This is a genomic window from Streptomyces sp. NPDC060232 (genome assembly GCF_042726555.1).
In the GTDB taxonomy this organism is placed as follows: Bacteria; Actinomycetota; Actinomycetes; order Streptomycetales; family Streptomycetaceae; genus Streptomyces.
Map to the genome: position 1 here is coordinate 205,063 of NZ_JBHXAG010000002.1, position 17,869 is coordinate 222,931.

The window sequence follows — 17,869 nt, forward strand, 5'->3', positions numbered from 1 at the left end:
GGCGTCAGTCGCGCGCGCCGCCGCCCAGGTGGTGGACCCGGACCATGTTGGTGGTGCCCGGGACGCCGGGGGGCGAGCCGGCCGTGATGATCATGGTGTCGCCGTCGTTGTAGCGGCCCAGCTTGAGCAGCTCGCCGTCCACCAGGTCGACCATCGCGTCGGTGGTGTCCACGTGCGGGACGATGTACGAGTCGACGCCCCAGCTCAGCGTGAGCTGGTTGCGGGTGTTGACGTCCGTGGTGAAGGCCAGGATCTGCTGCGTGGCGCGATAGCGCGACAGGCGGCGGGCGGTGTCCCCGGACTGGGTGAAGGCGATGAGCGCCTTGCCGTCGAGGAAGTCCGCGATCTCGCACGCGGCGCGGGCGACGGAGCCGCCCTGGGTCCGCGGCTTCTTGCCCGGGACCAGCGGCTGGAGGCCCTTGGAGAGGAGCTCCTCCTCGGCCGCCGTGACGATCTTCGACATCGTCTTGACGGTCTCGATCGGGTAGGCGCCGACCGAGGACTCGGCGGACAGCATGACCGCGTCCGCGCCGTCGAGGATCGCGTTGGCGACGTCGGACGCCTCCGCGCGCGTCGGGCGGGAGTTGGTGATCATCGACTCCATCATCTGGGTCGCGACGATCACCGGCTTGGCGTTGCGGCGGCACATCTCGATGAGCCGCTTCTGGACCATCGGGACCTTTTCGAGCGGGTACTCGACGGCCAGGTCGCCGCGGGCCACCATGACCGCGTCGAAGGCGGCGACCACGGCCTCCATGTTCTCGACGGCCTGCGGCTTCTCCACCTTGGCGATGACGGGGACCCGGCGGCCCTCCTCGTCCATGACCCGGTGGACGTCCTTGACGTCGTTGGCGTCGCGGACGAAGGACAGGGCGACCATGTCGCAGCCCATCCGCAGGGCGAAGCGGAGGTCGTCGACGTCCTTCTCCGACAGGGCGGGGACGTTCACGGCGGCACCCGGCAGGTTGATGCCCTTGTGGTCAGAGATGACACCGCCCTCGATGACGATGGTCCTGACCCGCGGGCCCTCGACCTCCGTCACCCGGAGCTCGACGTTGCCGTCGTTGATCAGGACCTGGTCACCCTTGGCGACATCGCCCGGGAGCCCCTTGTAGGTGGTGCCGCAGATGGACTTGTCGCCCGGGATGTCCTCGGTGGTGATGGTGAACTCGTCACCGCGCACCAGCTCGACGGGACCCTCGGCGAAGGTCTCCAGACGGATCTTCGGGCCCTGGAGGTCGGCGAGGACGCCGACGGCGCGCCCGGTGTCCTCGGAGACCTGCCGGACGCGGTCGTACCGCTCCTGGTGTTCTGCCTGGGACCCGTGGCTGAAGTTGAATCGGGCCACGTTCATACCAGCCTCGATGAGCGCTTTCAGCTGCTCATACGAGTCGACGGCGGGGCCCAGCGTGCAGACGATTTTGGAACGGCGCATGACTGGATCCTATCGGTTTGTTTCGTAGCGGAATATTCCGGCTGGTGGAAAGTCCAAGTGACTACTCGGTAACCAGCGCGTACGCCTGGGTGGCGATCTCCAGTTCCTCATCCGTCGGGACCACCGCCACGGCCACCCGGGCATAATCCGCCGAAACCAGCCGCGGCTGCGGGGAACGCGCCGCATTGGCTTCGAGATCCAGCACCAGGCCCAGCTCGGCCAGGCCTTCGACCGCGGCCTGGCGGACCTGGTGGGCGTTCTCGCCGACCCCGGCCGTGAAGGCCACGGCGTCCACCCGCCCGAGCACCGCCGAGTAGGCCCCGATGTACTTCTTCAGCCGGTGGACGTAGGTGTCGAAGGCCAGGCGTGCCGTCTCGTCGCCCCCGGCTGCCCGCCGCAGCACCTCGCGCATGTCGTTGTCGCCGCACATGCCCAGCAGACCGCTCTTCTTGTTCAGGAGCGAATCGATCTCATCCACCGAGAGGCCGCCCACCCGCGCCAGGTGGAAGACGACCGCCGGGTCGAGATCGCCCGAGCGGGTGCCCATGACCAGCCCCTCCAGCGGGGTCATGCCCATGGACGTCTCCACGCAGACCCCGCCCCGAACGGCCGAGGCGGAGGCGCCGTTGCCCAGGTGCAGCACGATCACGTTCACGTCCTCCACCGGCTTGCCGAGCAGCCCGGCCGTCGCCCGGGAGACATAGGCGTGGGAGGTGCCGTGGAAGCCGTACCGCCGGACGGAGTACGCGTCCGCGGTCGCGGCGTCGATCGCGTACCGCGCCGCGTACTCCGGCATCGTCGAGTGGAAGGCGGTGTCGAAGACGGCGACCTGCGGGATGTCCGCGCGCAGCGAGCGCGCCACCTCGATGCCCGTGACGTTCGCCGGGTTGTGCAGCGGCGCCAGGGGGATCAGCTTCCGGATCTCCGCCAGCACCTCGTCGTCGATCACCGTCGGCTGGGTGAACCTCGTCCCGCCGTGCACCACCCGGTGCCCCACCGCGGCCAGCTCGGGGGAGTCCAGGCCCGTCCCGTCGGACGCGAGCTCGGCGGCCACGGCCTTCAGCGCGGCCTCGTGGTCCGCGACCGGGCCGGTCTGCTCGCGCTTGCCGCCGGCCGCGGCCGGTCCGGTGAGCGGCTCGTGCACCAGCCGGGAGGTCTCCTCGCCGATGCGCTCGACCAGGCCGACGGCCAGACGCGACCGGTCCGCCATGTCGAGGAGCTGGTACTTGACCGACGAGGAGCCGGAGTTGAGGACGAGTACGCGCGATGCGGTCACGGTGCGGGTCTTTCCTTGTCGCGGGCGGTGAGGAGCGGGGCGGGGGAAGGGGGCGGGGAGGGGTTCAGGCGGTGGCGGCGGAGCCCGGCGCGCCCTGCGCCTGGATGGCGGTGATGGCCACGGTGGTGACGATGTCCTGGACGAGCGCGCCGCGCGAGAGGTCGTTGACAGGCTTGCGCAGGCCCTGGAGCACCGGGCCGACCGCGACCGCGCCCGCCGACCGCTGCACGGCCTTGTAGGTGTTGTTGCCCGTGTTGAGGTCGGGGAAGATCAGCACCGTCGCACGGCCGGCCACCTCCGACCCCGGCAGCTTCGTCGCGGCGACCGAGGGCTCCACGGCCGCGTCGTACTGGATCGGGCCCTCGACGGCCAGGTCGGGGCGCCGCTCGCGGACGATCTCGGTGGCCTTGCGCACCTTGTCGACGTCCGCGCCCGAACCGGAGGTGCCGGTCGAGTACGAGAGCATCGCGATCCGCGGCTCGACGCCGAAGGCGGCGGCGGTCGCGGCCGACTGGACGGCGATGTCCGCGAGTTGCTCGGCGTTCGGGTCCGGGTTGACCGCGCAGTCGCCGTACACGAGGACGCGGTCGGCCAGGCACATGAAGAAGACAGAGGAGACGATCGACGCTTCCGGCGCGGCCCTCCCGTCGCCCGCCACCACCCTGTCCGGCGCGCCTTGCGCGGCTGCGTTCGTCTTGATGATCTCGAAGGCCGGGCGGATGGTCGCGGCGGTGGAGTGCACCGAGCCGGACACCATGCCGTCGGCCAGGCCCCGCTGCACCATCAGGGTGCCGAAGTAGTTGACGTCGGTGACCACGTCGTGGGCCAGCTCGACGGTCATGCCCTTGTGGGCGCGGACCTGCGCGTAGTACTCGGCGAAACCCTCCCGCAGCGGGGAGGTCGCCGGGTCGATGAGCTGCGCGCCCGAGATGTCGAGGCCGAGGTCGCCCGCCTTCTTCAGGATCGCCTGCTCGTCGCCCAGCAGGGTCAGGTCGCAGACCCCCCGGCGCAGCACCACGTCCGCGGCGCGCAGCACGCGCTCCTCGGCGCCCTCGGGCAGCACGACGCGACGGCGCTGGGAGCGCGCCCGCTCCAGCAGCTCGTTCTCGAACATCATCGGGGTGACGCGCTCCGAGCGGGCCACCGAGAGCAGGCCGCGCAGCTCGCCGGTGTCCACGTGCCGCTCGAAGAGGCCGAGCGCGGTCTCCAGCTTGCGCGGGGTGGCGGAGTTCAACCGGCTCTGCAGCGAGAAGAGTTCGGCGGCGGTCGGGAAGCTGTTGCCGGCCACCGACACCACGGGCGTACCCGGCGCCAGCTTCGAGGCCAGCGCCAGGATGTCCTTGCCCGGGCGCTCGTTCAGGGTGAGCAGCACGCCGGCGATCGGCGGGGTGCCGGAGGCGTGCGCGGCCAGCGCGCCGACGACCAGGTCGGAGCGGTCGCCGGGGGTCACGACCAGGCAGCCGGGGGTCAGGGCGTTCAGGAAGTTCGGCAGCATGGCGCCGCCGAAGACGAAGTCCAGGGCGTCGCGGGCCAGGCCCGCCTCGTCGCCGAGAAGCACCTCGCCGCCCAGGGCCCGGGTGATCTGGGCGACGGTCGGGGCGGACAGCGACTTGTCGTCCGGCAGCACGTAACAGGGCACGGGGAGGCGGGCGGCCAGCCGCTCCGCTATCTGGTCGCGGTCCTCCGCGGCCACCCGGTTGACGACCATCGCGACGACGTGGCAGCCCAGGCTCTCGTACGCGCGGTAGGCGTTGCGGGCCTCGGCGCGCACCTCCTCGGCGGCGTGCCGGGTGCCGCCCACGACGGGGACGACGACCGCGCCCAGCTCGTTGGCGATGCGGGCGTTGAGCGCCAGCTCGTCGGGGAGGTTGGTGTCGGCGTAGTCGGTGCCCAGGACGAGCACGACCTCGTAGTCGCGGGCCAGCCGGTGGTAGCGGTCGACGAGCTGGGAGACCAGCTCGTCGGTGCCCTTCTCGGCCAGGATCGCCGAGGCCTCGCGGTACTCCATCCCGTAGGCCGTCGAGGCGTCCTGGTCGATCCGGTAGCGGGCCTTGAGGAGGTCGAAGAGGCGGTCGGGTGCGTCGTGGAGCAACGGTCGGTAGACGCCGACGCGGCCCGTCTGCCGGGTCAGCAGTTCCATGATCCCGAGTTCGACGACCTGTCGGCCGTCCCCCCGCTCGATACCGGTCACGTACACGCTGCGCGTCACGCGTGCTCTCCGTCTCTGCTGTAGTCGATTGACCCAGTTGGGATGGCCTGCCCTCTTGACAATACCTCCGCCAATGGATAGAGCGCCCGACGGGACAAAGGCCCGGTCCGGGGGGTCTCAAGGCCCCCCGGGACGAGTGGCGCGGAGCGCGCCCCACCCGGAGCCCGTGGAACAATCGGACAGGCGGCACCAATACGCCCTTCATACGGACGGGCCGGCCGCAGGCACCCTCGCGCACGGCCGGGTACGACCCAGGAGCAGGAGACACAGCACGATGCGTATCGGAGTTCTCACCGCGGGCGGCGACTGTCCGGGCCTCAACGCTGTCATCCGGTCGGTCGTACACCGCGCGGTCGTCGGGCACGGCGACGAGGTCATCGGCTTCGAGGACGGCTTCAAGGGCCTCCTCGACGGCCACTTCCGCCCCCTCGACATCAACGCCGTCAGCGGCATCCTCGCCCGCGGCGGCACGATCCTCGGCTCGGCGCGCATGGAGCGGGCCCGGCTCCACGAGGCCGCCGAGAACGCGCAGGAGCTGGCCACCCGCTACGGCATCGACGCCCTCATCCCGATCGGCGGCGAAGGCACCCTGACCGCCGCCCGGATGCTGGCCGACGCCGGGATGCCGGTCGTCGGCGTACCGAAGACCATCGACAACGACATCTCCTCCACCGACCGCACCTTCGGCTTCGACACCGCCGTCATGGTCGCCACCGAGGCCATCGACCGCCTCAAGACCACCGCCGAGTCGCACCAGCGCGTGATGGTCGTCGAGGTCATGGGCCGCCACGCGGGCTGGATCGCCCTGGAGTCCGGCATGGCCGGCGGCGCCCACGGGATCTGCCTGCCGGAGCGCCCCTTCGAGGTGGACGCCCTGGTCAAGATGGTCGAGGAACGCTTCGCCCGCGGCAAGAAGTTCGCCGTCGTCTGCGTCGCCGAGGGCGCGCACCCGGCCGCGGGCTCCATGCCGTACGAGAAGGGCGCGATCGACGCCTACGGCCACGAGCGCTTCGCCGGCATCGGCAACCGCCTCGCCATCGAGCTGGAGCACCGCCTGGGCAAGGAGGCCCGCCCGGTCATCCTCGGCCACGTCCAGCGCGGCGGCACCCCCACCGCCTACGACCGGGTCCTCGCGACCCGCTTCGGCTGGCACGCCGTGGAGGCGGTCCACCGCGGTGAATTCGGCAACATGACCGCCCTGCGCGGCACCGACATCGTGATGGCCCCGCTCGCCCACGCCGTCACCGAGCTCAAGACGGTCCCCGACGACCGCATGTACGAGGCCGAGTCGGTCTTCTGACCCGCGCGGCCCGGACCCGCCTGCCCCACCCGCCCCGCCTGCCCTGCCTGTCGAGCTTGCCGAGCCGGGACCTCGGTCCCTTCCCGCCCGCCGGACGGCCCCCGACACGCCGCTCGGGGCCCCGCCGAGCGCTCCGGACCCGCTGGATATCATTCCGGCGGAGGGATGGGTCAGCTGAGTCGTGTGCACGTGTAGGGCCCGCATGTCCGGGGCCGTCCTCCGTACGCACGCACTCCATGGAAAGGTGACCCGCTCCCGTGGCGACCAGCTCTGCCGTTCTGACCCCCGAACCGGTCCTGACCAGACCGGAACCCGTGGTCACCGGCCCCGCCCCACGGCGGAGTCCGCCCGTCCTCGCCGCGGCCCTCGCCGCGTCCTGGGCGGTGCCGCTGCTGCTCCACGCGGTCGCCCTCGACGTACTGCTCCTCCCCGTCCTGATCCTGACGATCGCCGCCCTGATCCGGGTGGGCGGCGGCCTGCTCGACCGCCTCGTGGTCGCGGCCTTCCTGCTCTGCGGCGCCGTGATGGGCCTCGGCCTGCTCTTCTCCGTCTGGCCGTGGGGCCTGGCCCCCGTGCCCGGGGCCGGCCTGCTGCTGACGGCCGCCTCCCTCTCCGGCTGGCTGGCCCGCCGCAGGCCCCGCATCCCGCTGCGGCTGCGCGGCTCGGACGCGCTGGTCACCGGCACCGTGGCCGTGGTCTGGCACTACGTCCACCACCCGGTGGCCGGCAAGTCCGCCGCCGACCGGCTGGCCTACTTCGTCACCTCCGAGGACCGGATGGGGCACTTCTCGTACTTCACCGGCATCCGGGAGGTCGGCGGCTACGCCTTCCTGCACCAGGACGCCGCCCGGACGTACATGATGACCCCGACCGAGGCGGTGTACCCGCAGGGCTCCCACTTCCTGCTGGCCTGGGTCGACTCCCTGGTGACCTCCTCGGCCCAGGCGGGCTCCGCCCTCGCCATGACGAACCGTTACTTCCTCTACGTCCTGGCCGCCTACGCGCTGTTCTGCGGGGCACTGGTCTGGGCCGCCCGCTGGATCGGCGGCCCGCGCCTGCGCGGCTGGCGCGCGGCCGCGGTCTGCGCCACCGTCGCCGCGGTGATGATGTCCGGCTCGATGGCGCAACTGATCGAGCGGGGCTTCGACTCCGAGACCATCGGCCTGCTGTTCCTGGCCGTGGCCCTGGCCCTGCTGGTGCGGCCCGCCGCGGGCCGGGCCGAGTTCGTCCTCGTCGCGATGGCCGGGCTGATCGCCGTCACCTACGTCTACAACCTCTACGGCGCCCTCGTGGGCCTCGCCCTGGCCGCGGTGCTGACCGTCCACCGGCGCCGGTTCGCCGGACGCTGGACACCGGTCCTCGCGGCACTCGCCGGCGCCGCCCTCGCGGCGGGACTGCCCAGCGTCTTCTCCGTCCTCACGAAGCTGGACGTCGCCAAGACCTCGAACCTGGCCGGCCCGATGGTCGTACCCGACCGGCCGGTGTTCATCGGGCTCGGACTGCTGGCTCTGGTCGTCGCCACCCTCCCGGTGAACCGCCGGACGGGCACCGGCCAGATGGTGCTGGCCGTGGTCCTCGGCGCGGCCGCCGTGATCGGTGTCTTCGGCGCCTGGCAGAAGGCCACCATCGGCTACTACTCGTACTACTTCGAGAAGCTGACCGCCGCCGGGCTGGTGATCGCCCTGCTCTCCTTCGGCCTGACCGGGCTGATGCTGCCCGCCGCCGGGAGCACCGCGGGAACCGCGCTGCGCCGCCGGGCGGACCTGCTGCTGCGCTCCGGCCTCGCGACGGCGGCGGCGCTGGCGCTGTTCGGCGGCGTCCAGTGGGGTGTGCCCTCCGGCTGGGGCCACCCCTCCGCCTGGTACGACAGCCCCATGCTCAAGTGGACCCGGGGCGAGGCCAGGAGCGCCGACATCGCCCGGCCCGCCGCCGCCCTCACCGGGCGCGACCTGCAGGGGGCCGCGTCGCCGGTGATCGCCCTCTACAGCAACGACGCCTACCTCAACCTGAGGACGACCTTCCTCGCCCAGATCCTCACCAAGCAGGGGGGCAGCATGGTCGGGCTGTACGAGGTCTTCTACGTCAAGGTCGGCGGAGCCGTCGCGGTCGAGGAGAAGGAGTACCAGGCTTCGCTGGGCCACCTGAAGACCGCGATCACCTCGTGCCCGGCCCCGCCGACCGTCCTCGTGGGCGACCGCAAGACCGCCGACCGGATCCGGCACGATCTGGCGGCCGGCGGCGTCGCCGCCACCGTGGTCGACGCGCCACTGCCGTAAGGGCGCGTTGTTCCGGGCGGCCCGGACGCGAGCTACGCCGCGCCGCCCGCGAGCTGCCAGAAGCGGTCCACGATGCCGGTGAGGAACTCGCGGCCCGCGTCCCCGCTGGCGGCCTCGCCCTGGCCGCCGCCCCAGCTGAGCGTCGCCACCATCCGCGACTGGTAGTCCCCGTGCAGTTGCTCCAGCGCCTGCTCCAGGTGCTGTTTGGGGATCGGCAGCAGCTTGCCGAGCGGCTTCACGTACGCCTGCCAGCGCGTGGTGACCGCGCTGCGCAGCAGCTCGGCCAGCTCCTCGTGCTTGCCGGTCGCCGTCACGAACTGGGCCAGGGTCAGCCCGAGCACCGTGGCGAGGGCGGCGGACTGCCGCTCGTTGCCCTTCCAGCGCCCGGTGTCCTCCATCTTCTGGTAGGCGCTCGTCTCCAGGCCGATCCGCCGGGCCAGTTCGTCCGCGCCCAGCCCGCGGGCCATCCGGTGCTCCCGCAAGGTGACCGGCTCGGCGAGCAGTTCGCCCGGCGCACACCACAGGACGCCCGCGAGCGCCGTGAGCTCGGCGGACGACGGTGATATCTCCCCGCGCTCCCAGGCCATCACCGTCTCGGGCGCGACGACGAGTCCGTACTGGGCGCGCAGGCCGTAGGCGACATGTCCGGGAGCCATGCCCAGGGCCGCGCGCAGGCGCCGCGCGGCGGGGGCATTGAAAGGTGGGCTGGAGTGCACACCGCACACCGTAGAAGTGGCCGGGCTGCGCCGCCTACAGACCAAACAAACAAGCCCATACCTCGTAGGAACGTCCTATGAAGTAAGGGGCTTTTGGCGAGTTTTCCGGCGACTGTCCGGTAATCGGTGCGCTTGGGAATCGCGAAGATCCACTACTGCGTACGGTTCCAGCCAACTCCCCGCGACGCAAGGCCCCTCACACGGCCTCCATGAAACGTGAACCGGAACCCCTTCTCGTACGTGGTTCCTGTGGGGCCCTCGCATACGGGGGTGGCGAGGGCCCCACCCGGCCCGAGCCAGGCCTCCTCCAGGAGCTGGAGGACCGGCTCGCTGGTGCCGCGCCGGGCAACGTTCGCCCGACGGGGCGAACGTTGCCTGACGCGGCACTAGGGCCTGAGCCAGATCGTCGCCAGCGGCGGCAGCGTCATCCGCAGGCTCGCCGGGCGGCCCTGCGCCGGCACCGGCTCCGACCGCAGCGGCTGCGCGTGGTGCACCCCGCTGCCGCCGTACACCTCCCGGTCGGTGTTGAGGACCTCGCGCCACATCGGCACCTCCTCCGGCACCCCGATCCGGTAGCCGTGCCGGACCACGGGCGAGAAGTTGGACACCGCCAGCAGCTGCGAACCGTCCTGCGCGTACCGCAGGAAGGCGAAGACGTTGTCCTCCGCCGCGTCCGCCTCCACCCAGGCGAAGCCCTCCGGCACGGTGTCGCGCTCCCACAGCGCGGGCGTCGCCGCGTAGGTGCGGTTCAGGTCGCGCACCAGGTCGCGCACGCCCCGGTGGTCGCCGGCCGCCGCGTAGGAGGAGTCCAGCAGCCACCAGTCCGGCCCGTGGCTCTCCGACCACTCCGATCCCTGCGCGAACTCCTGCCCCATGAACAGCAGTTGCTTGCCCGGGTGGGCCCACATGAAGCCCAGGTACGCCCGGTGCGCGGCCCGCTGCTGCCACCAGTCGCCCCCCGGGATCTTCGACACGAGGGAGAGCTTGCCGTGTACCACCTCGTCGTGCGAGATCGGCAGCACGTAGTTCTCGCTGAAGGCGTAGATCATCCCGAAGGTCATGTCGTGGTGGTGGTACTTGCGGTGCACCGACTCCTTCGACATGTAGCGCAGGGTGTCGTGCATCCAGCCCATGTTCCACTTCAGGCCGAAGCCCAGCCCGCCGCCGTCCGTCGGCCGGGTCACGCCGTTCCAGGCGGTGGACTCCTCCGCGATGGTCACCACCCCCGGGCAGCGCCGGTACACGGTGGCGTTCATCTCCTGCAGGAACGCCACCGCGTCCAGGTTCTCCCGGCCGCCGCGCTCGTTGGGCGTCCACTCGCCCTCGCCCCGTGAGTAGTCCAGGTACAGCATCGAGGCCACCGCGTCCACGCGCAGCCCGTCCACGTGGAACTCCTCGCACCAGTACACGGCGTTGGCGACGAGGAAGTTGCGGACCTCCTTGCGCCCGTAGTCGAACTCCAGCGTGCCCCAGTCCGGGTGCGCGGCCCGCCGCGGGTCCTGGTGCTCGTACAGCGGCCGCCCGTCGAACTCCGCGAGCGCCCAGTCGTCCCGCGGGAAGTGCGCCGGCACCCAGTCGACGATCACGCCGATCCCGGCCCGGTGCAGGCAGTCCACGAGGAAGCGGAAGTCGTCCGGCGTGCCCATCCGCGAGGTCGGCGCGTAGAAACCGGTGACCTGGTAGCCCCACGACCCGCCGAAGGGGTGCTCGGCGACCGGCATCATCTCCACGTGCGTGAAGCCCAGCTCCTTGACGTACGCGGGGAGCTGCTCGGCGAGCTGCCGGTAGGAGAGCCCCGGCCGCCAGGACGCCAGGTGCAGCTCGTACACCGAGAAGGGGGCCTGGTGCAGGGGGCGGGACCCGCGCCGCGCCATCCACTCCGCGTCCTGCCACTCGTACTCCGACGCCGTGACCACCGAGGCGGTCGCCGGCGGGACCTCCGCGGACCGGGCCATCGGGTCGGCGCGCAGCGTGTGACTGCCGTCCGGGCGCGTGATGTCGTACTTGTAGAGCGTCCCGGCGCCCACCCCGGGCAGGAACAGCTCCCAGACGCCGCTCGCGCCGAGCGAGCGCATCGGATGGGCGACGGAGTCCCAGTACGAGAAGTCCCCGGCGACCCGCACCCCCTGCGCGTTCGGCGCCCACACCGTGAACCGGGTCCCCGCCACGCCCTGGTGCTCCATCGGCTGGGCGCCCAGCGCCGTCCACAGCTGCTCGTGGCGGCCCTCGGCGATCAGGTGCAGGTCCAGCTCGCCGAGGGCGGGCAGGAACCGGTAGGGGTCGTGGACCTCGATCTCGGTGCCGTCGTACGCCACCAGCAGCCGGTAGTCCGGCACCGCCGTCAGCGGCAGCAGCCCGGAGAACAGCCCGTCGCCGTCGTCGTGGAGCTCGGCCCGCAGCCCCTTGGCGATGACCGTGACCGCCTTGGCGTAGGGGCGCAGCACCCGGAAGGCCACCCCGCCGCGCTGGGTGTGCGCGCCCAGCACGGCGTGCGGGTCGTGGTGACGGCCCTCCAGCAGCCGGGCCCGTTCCTCGGAGCCGAGCGCCGGCGCCGGCCGGACCCCGTGCGGAGGGGTGGCACGGCGGGCCCGGGGAGTGCGGGGCTTCTTGGCCGCCGCCGGGGCGGGCGGCGCGCCGGACTCTGCGGCATCGTCGCGGACGGTCGGTGACGGCTGTCGTGCGGCGCTCACGCGAGCGGCCTCCTCGGGGGCTTCGGGTGCGGATGGGGAGAGAGGGCGGGCGGGGCCGGCGGCATGCGGTGGGCGGGCCGCGCGGGCTCCGAGAGCCGCCGGATCGCGGCCATCGGGACGTGCAGCCAGTCGGGACGGTGCCGGGACTCGTAGCGGGCCTCGTACACCGCCTTGTCGGTCTCGTACGCCCGCAGCAGGACGGGGTCCTCGCGCGGGTCCCGGCCGGTGGTGCGGGCGTAGCCCTCGCAGAAGGCGGCCCGGCAGTCGTCCGCCCATGCGGGGGCGAACGGCCGGTGCGAGCGGGCGGCGTAGTCGAAGGAACGCAGTATCCCGGCGATGTCGCGCACCGCCGGTTCGGGACGGCGCCGGTCGGCCAGCGGCCGGGCCGGCTCGCCCTCGAAGTCGATCAACGACCAGCTGCCGTCGAGGGTGCGCAGGGTCTGGCCCAGATGGAGGTCACCGTGGATGCGCTGGGCCGCCACGCCCGTCCCGCGGGACGCGGCCAGCGCGTCGAAGGCACCCCGCAGCCCGGCCTCGTAGGGCCGCAGCGCCGCCACCTCCCGGGCGGTGGCCGCCAGCCGCGCCGTCATCCCGGCGGCCAGCCGGGCGGTCTGCTCCGGGCCGAGCGCGACGGTGGGCAGGGCCGAGGCGAGCGCGCTGTGCACCTCGGCGGTGGCCCGGCCGAGCGCGTGCGCCTCGGCGGTGAAGTCCTCACCGGCGCCGAGCCGGCGCAGTGCGAGCTGCCAGCCGTCGTCGGAGCCGCGCAGGTACGGCTGGAGCACCCCCAGGGTCAGCGGTTCACCGCCGGGCGGCTCGGCCTCGTACCAGGCGACGGGCGCCGGCACCCGCGTGCAGCCGGCGGCGGCCAGCGCCCTGGGCAGCTCCAGGTCGGGGTTGACGCCGGGGCCGACCCGGCGGAAGACCTTCAGGATGAACGAATCTCCGTAGATCAGGGAGGAGTTCGTCTGCTCCCCGGACAGCGGTCTGGGCGTGAGTCCCGCCGGGATCGGCGTGGCCGGGTCCCGGTCGAAGCGCAGCGGGCCGAGCCCGCCGGGGGAGCGCAGCCGCTCCAGCAGCATCGCCGCGAGCCGTGGGTCGCCCAGTGCCTCGTAGACCACCCGGCCGGCGTACGGCCCTTCCTCGGCGCGGCCGATGAGGGTGGGCGCGAGTGCGGGCGGCAGGGACGGGCGGATGCCCAGCAGCAGCTGGTAGCAGTCCCCGTCCACGTCGAGGAGCACGTGCAGCAGTCCGGGTGTGGAGCCGGGCGGCAGCAGGTCGGCCGCCGAGACGGTCGTGAGTCTGCTGATGGCCCGGCCCTTGCCCGCGAACCAGCGCTGCGCGGGCAGCCAGGCCCGCAGCATCGGTTCCAGCGGGGCGATCCCGGCGGCCCGGTCGGCAGTGAGCCGGCTCCGGGCGGATGCAGCCTCCGACATGGCGTCGCGTCCTTTCCCCGGGCCGTCACAGAATGCGCAGAGTGTCCCGGATGCGCGGCAGTTGCTTCTCCGGCATGTGCGAGTGTCGGGTCAGGATGATCCGTACAGGGGCGGGCGATTGACCCATTCGAGCCGCCCGCCCCTCTTTTGCGGGCTCGGTTCGCCTCCGGGGCGCCATGAGCCTGGCTCACAGGTCCGTACGTGCTCGGAATCGCTCGTACCTCGCGATTCCTCCGCGCGTTCGGACCTGTTCCCCAGGCGCGCCCCTTCGACTCACTCGCCCGTGAACCGCCGTGCGGCTACTTCACGCGGCGGTCACCGCGCTGTTCGGCACGCAGCCGGAACCAGTAGAAGCCGTGTCCCGCCAGGGTCAGCAGGTAGGGCCACTCGCCGATCGGCGGGAAGCGCACATCACCGGTGAGCTCCACCGGAACCCGCCCGTTGAACGACTGAAGGTCCAGCTCGGTGGGCTGCGCGAAGCGGGAGAAGTTGTGCACGCACAGCACCAGGTCGTCCCCGTACTCGCGCAGGAACGCGAGCACCGCCGGGTTGGACGACTGCAGTTCGGTGTACGAGCCGAGGCCGAAGGCCGGGTTCGCCTTGCGGATCTCGATCAGCCGGCGGGTCCAGTGCAGCAGCGAGGAGGGCGACGCCATGGCCGCCTCGACGTTGGTGACCTGGTACCCGTAGACCGGGTCCATGATGACCGGCAGGTTCAGCCTGCCCGGATCGCACGAGGAGAAACCGGCGTTGCGGTCCGGGGTCCACTGCATGGGGGTGCGGACGCCGTCGCGGTCGCCCAGCCAGATGTTGTCGCCCATGCCGATCTCGTCGCCGTAGTAGAGCACCGGCGAGCCGGGCAGCGACAGCAGCAGGGCCGTGAACAGCTCCATCTGGTTGCGGTCGTTGTCCAGGAGCGGGGCGAGGCGGCGCCGGATGCCGATGTTGGCCCGCATCCGCGGGTCCTTGGCGTACTCGGCGTACATGTAGTCGCGCTCTTCGTCCGTGACCATTTCGAGGGTCAGCTCGTCGTGGTTGCGCAGGAAGATGCCCCACTGGCAGTTCTTCGGGATGGCCGGGGTCTTGGCCAGGATCTCGGAGACCGGGTAGCGCGACTCTCTTCGCACCGCCATGAAGATGCGCGGCATGACGGGGAAGTGGAAGGCCATGTGGCACTCGTCGCCGCCCTTGGCGAAGTCCCCGAAGTAGTCGACGACGTCCTCGGGCCACTGGTTGGCCTCGGCGAGCAGCACGGTGTCCGGGTAGTGCGCGTCGATCTCCGCCCGGACCCGCTTCAGCAGCTGGTGGGTGCGCGGGAGGTTCTCGCAGTTGGTGCCCTCCTCGGCGTACAGGTAGGGCACGGCGTCGAGGCGGAAGCCGTCGATGCCGAGGTCCAGCCAGAACCGGAGGGCGGAGATGATCTCCTCCTGGACGGCCGGGTTCTCGAAGTTGAGGTCCGGCTGGTGGGAGAAGAAGCGGTGCCAGTAGTACTGCTTGCGGACCGGGTCGTACGTCCAGTTCGAGGTCTCGGTGTCGACGAAGATGATCCGGGCGTCTTGGTACTGCTTGTCGTTGTCGGCCCACATGTAGTAGTCGCCGTAGGGGCCCTCCGGGTCCTTGCGCGACTGCTGGAACCACTCGTGCTGGTCGCTGGTGTGGTTCATGACGAAGTCGATGATCACCCGCATGCCGCGGGTGTGCGCGGCATCCACGAACTCCACGAAGTCGGCGAGGTCGCCGAACTCGGGCAGCACCGAGGTGTAGTCGGAGACGTCATAACCCCCGTCGCGCAGGGGCGAGGCGAAGAAGGGCGGCAGCCACAGGCAGTCGACGCCGAGCCACTGGAGGTAGTCCAGTTTGGCGGTGAGGCCCTTGAGGTCCCCGACGCCGTCGCCGTTGCTGTCGTGGAAGGAGCGGACGAGGACCTCGTAGAAGACGGCCCGCTTGAACCAGTCGGGATCGCGGTCCTTGGCGGGGGTGTCCTCGAAGGTGTCGTGGACGGGATCGTTGATCATCATGTGGTGGGTGACCCTCCGGTGGGCGGGGACGGTCGCAGAGCGGCCAGTACGTGCGCGGGCGTGCGGCCCGGCTCTAGGCGCACGTAGTTCGCCCTGCCCCAGTGATAGGTCTCGCCGGTGAGCTCGTCGCGCACCGCGAGGGACCCGTGCCAGTCGAGGCCGAGTACCGGCATGTCCAACGAGACCGTCGCCTCCTGGGTGTGGTGCGGATCGAGGTTGACGACCACCAGTACGGAATTGGCGCCCGCGTGCTTCGAATAGGCGATCACCTGTTCGTTGTCGGTCGGGTGGAAGTGGATGTCGCGCAGCTGCTGGAGCGCGGGGTTGCGCCGGCGCAGCCGGTTCAGCGCGGTGATCAGCGGGGCGATGGTGCGGCCCTCGCGGTCGGCGGCGTCCCAGTCGCGCGGCCGGAACTCGTACTTCTCGGAGTTCAGGTACTCCTCGCTGCCCTCGCGCACCGGGGTGTTCTCGCACAGCTCGTAGCCGGAGTAGATCCCCCAGGTGGGCGACATGGTGGCGGCGAGGACCGCGCGCACCTCGAAGGCGGGACGGCCGCCCTTCTGGAGGTACTCGTGCAGGATGTCGGGCGTGTTGACGAAGAGGTTGGGCCGCATCACCGAGGCGGACGCGGTGGAGGACAGCTCGGTCAGGTACTCGGTCAGCTCGGCCTTGGTGTTGCGCCAGGTGAAGTACGTGTACGACTGCTGGAAGCCGACGGAGGCGAGCGCGCGCATCATGGCGGGCCGGGTGAAGGCCTCCGCCAGGAAGATCACGTCCGGGTCGGACTTGTTGATGTCCGCGATCACCTTCTGCCAGAAGACCACCGGCTTGGTGTGCGGGTTGTCGACGCGGAAGATGCGCACCCCGTGGTCCATCCAGTGCCGCAGGATCCGGCAGGTCTCCTCGACGATGCCGGCCATGTCGGTGTCGAAGTGGACCGGGTAGATGTCCTGGTACTTCTTCGGCGGGTTCTCGGCGTACGCGATCGTCCCGTCGGCGCGGTGGCGGAACCACTCGGGGTGCTTCTCCACCCAGGGGTGGTCCGGGGAGCACTGGAGGGCGAAGTCCAGCGCGATCTCCATGCGCAGCTCGCGGGCGCGCGCGACGAAGGCGTCGAAGTCCTCGATGGTGCCCAGTTCGGGGTGGACCGCGTCGTGCCCGCCCTCGGTGGAACCGATGGCCCACGGCACACCCGGATCCCAACTGCCCGCGGAGAGCGTGTTGTTCGGGCCCTTCCGGTAGGTGCTGCCGATCGGGTGGATGGGCGGCAGGTAGACCACGTCGAAGCCCATCGCGGCGATTGCGGGCAGCCGCTCGGCGGCGGTCCGGAAAGTGCCGCTGACCGGAGCCTCGCCGGGCTCCAGTACCGCTCCCTCGGAGCGCGGGAACATCTCGTACCAGGAGCCGAAGAGGGCCCGCTTGCGCTCGACGACCACGGGCAGAGGCTTGGACGCGGTGACCAGCTCCCGGAGCGGGCGCCTGGCGAGCGCGGCGGCCACGGCGGGGGCGAGGGCGGCCTCGTACCGCTCGGCGGCCGGCCGGTCCTCGTCCCGCATGATGTCGGCGGCGGCCAGGACGGCCTCTCGGCCGTCGCGCTTGGGGATCCGGGCCGCGGCCCGCTCGTAGAGCTCCGCGCCCTCCAGCAGCACCAGCCCGGTGTCGATCCCGGCGGGGATCTTGATCGCGGCATGGGCCCGCCAGGTGCCCACCGGGTCGCTCCACGCCTCGACGGTGTACGTCCACCTCCCCTCGGCCTCGGCGGAGACCCGGGCACCCCACCGGTCGGTGCCGGGAGCCAGTTCGCTCATCGGCACGGGGGGCCGCAGCCGCCCCTTCGGATCACGCAGGACGACGTGGGCGGAGAGGGCGTCGTGTCCTTCGCGGAACACGGTGGCGGAGATCTCGAAGACCTCGTCCACGACCGCCTTGGCGGGTCTGGCGCCGCAGTCGACGGCGGGGCGGACGTCCAGCACGGGAATGCGACCGATCATGATGGGATCACCTGGGGGCAGTTCGCAGGGCTCGGTGACAACAGGCCAGCCGGTATCACGACTGGTAGTGCACGCTCTGTTCGCTCTGTTTCTAGCCGCTCAAGAGACGGCTGGGCTGCGGGCATGGCCGCTCCTGTCCGCGTTCACTCGGGTGGCGGGGAGAGGGTTTGTGGGCGGGTGCGCCGTGCGTGTACCACGTGTACCCGGGGAGCCCTTCCCACTCTCCCCCCGCCCAATCCGCGCACTTGGTTAACTACTCGTACGTAGTGGCACGGGCATAACCAAGCCTCCGCTCGACATCCGGCGCGGCTCCGTCAAGTCGGCGGGGACCAGGTGGCGTAGGAGCCCGAATCACCGGTCCCACCGGCCTCCGGAGCCCCGTGAGAACCACCCGCGCGGGGGTACGGGAGACGACCGCTCGCCCCGTCGCGGGGCGGGAGTGACCGCTGGTGCAGCGGGGCTTGGAAGATCTGGCCGAAGATGGTCCCCGGGAGGTGTCCGGCAGGTTCCGCGTGCCGCCGAGCA

At 71.4% G+C, this 17,869-nt stretch carries 10 protein-coding genes; 2 read left to right on the top strand and 8 right to left on the bottom strand.

Translation table 11 applies throughout. The features are described from left to right. Positions 1 to 4: 4 nt before the first annotated feature. The 3 genes from pyk to pta all read right to left on the bottom strand — a co-directional run bounded on the left by pyk (position 5) and on the right by pta (position 4,920). Positions 5 to 1,435 (bottom strand): pyruvate kinase, encoded by a 1,431-nt coding sequence (gene pyk, locus ACFWFZ_RS04755; RefSeq protein ID WP_387116637.1) that lies wholly within the window; start codon positions 1,433 to 1,435, stop codon positions 5 to 7. 61 nt (positions 1,436 to 1,496) lie between these two features. Beyond that, positions 1,497 to 2,711 (bottom strand): acetate kinase, encoded by a 1,215-nt coding sequence (locus ACFWFZ_RS04760; protein WP_387116640.1) that lies wholly within the window; start codon positions 2,709 to 2,711, stop codon positions 1,497 to 1,499. 64 nt (positions 2,712 to 2,775) lie between these two features. After that, complete coding sequence (gene pta, locus ACFWFZ_RS04765) at positions 2,776 to 4,920, bottom strand: phosphate acetyltransferase (RefSeq protein WP_387116643.1); 2,145 nt, start codon at positions 4,918 to 4,920, stop codon at positions 2,776 to 2,778. A 274-nt stretch (positions 4,921 to 5,194) separates the two neighbouring features. On the opposite strand from pta, the gene ACFWFZ_RS04770 reads away from it, so the two are divergent. Together ACFWFZ_RS04770 and ACFWFZ_RS04775 are read left to right on the top strand one after the other, a co-directional pair. Beyond that, complete coding sequence (locus ACFWFZ_RS04770; protein ID WP_387116646.1) at positions 5,195 to 6,220, top strand: ATP-dependent 6-phosphofructokinase; 1,026 nt, start codon at positions 5,195 to 5,197, stop codon at positions 6,218 to 6,220. A gap of 257 nt (positions 6,221 to 6,477) precedes the next feature. Beyond that, positions 6,478 to 8,496, top strand: coding sequence for a hypothetical protein (locus ACFWFZ_RS04775; protein WP_387116649.1), 2,019 nt, complete (start codon positions 6,478 to 6,480; stop codon positions 8,494 to 8,496). A gap of 32 nt (positions 8,497 to 8,528) precedes the next feature. Here the strand turns inward: ACFWFZ_RS04775 and ACFWFZ_RS04780 are convergent, their stop codons facing one another. The 5 genes from ACFWFZ_RS04780 to ACFWFZ_RS04800 form a co-directional block, all read right to left on the bottom strand. After that, on the bottom strand, positions 8,529 to 9,152 hold the full coding sequence (locus ACFWFZ_RS04780; protein ID WP_387117311.1) for a helix-turn-helix domain-containing protein: 624 nt from the start codon (positions 9,150 to 9,152) through the stop codon (positions 8,529 to 8,531). A gap of 446 nt (positions 9,153 to 9,598) precedes the next feature. Next, a complete protein-coding gene (glgB, locus tag ACFWFZ_RS04785; protein ID WP_387116652.1) occupies positions 9,599 to 11,902 on the bottom strand; it encodes a 1,4-alpha-glucan branching enzyme in 2,304 nt (767 codons plus the stop codon). Beyond that, entirely contained in the window at positions 11,899 to 13,335 is a 1,437-nt protein-coding gene (locus ACFWFZ_RS04790; RefSeq protein WP_387116655.1) for a maltokinase, read from the bottom strand. The genes glgB and ACFWFZ_RS04790 overlap by 4 nt, the downstream gene beginning before the upstream one ends. Before the next feature lie 299 nt (positions 13,336 to 13,634). Further along, a complete protein-coding gene (treS, locus tag ACFWFZ_RS04795) occupies positions 13,635 to 15,353 on the bottom strand; it encodes a maltose alpha-D-glucosyltransferase (protein ID WP_387116657.1) in 1,719 nt (572 codons plus the stop codon). Next, positions 15,350 to 17,344, bottom strand: a complete 1,995-nt coding sequence (locus ACFWFZ_RS04800; protein WP_387116660.1) for a maltotransferase domain-containing protein — start codon at positions 17,342 to 17,344, stop codon at positions 15,350 to 15,352. Before ACFWFZ_RS04800 ends, treS begins: the two co-directional genes overlap by 4 nt. Positions 17,345 to 17,869: the final 525 nt, after the last annotated feature.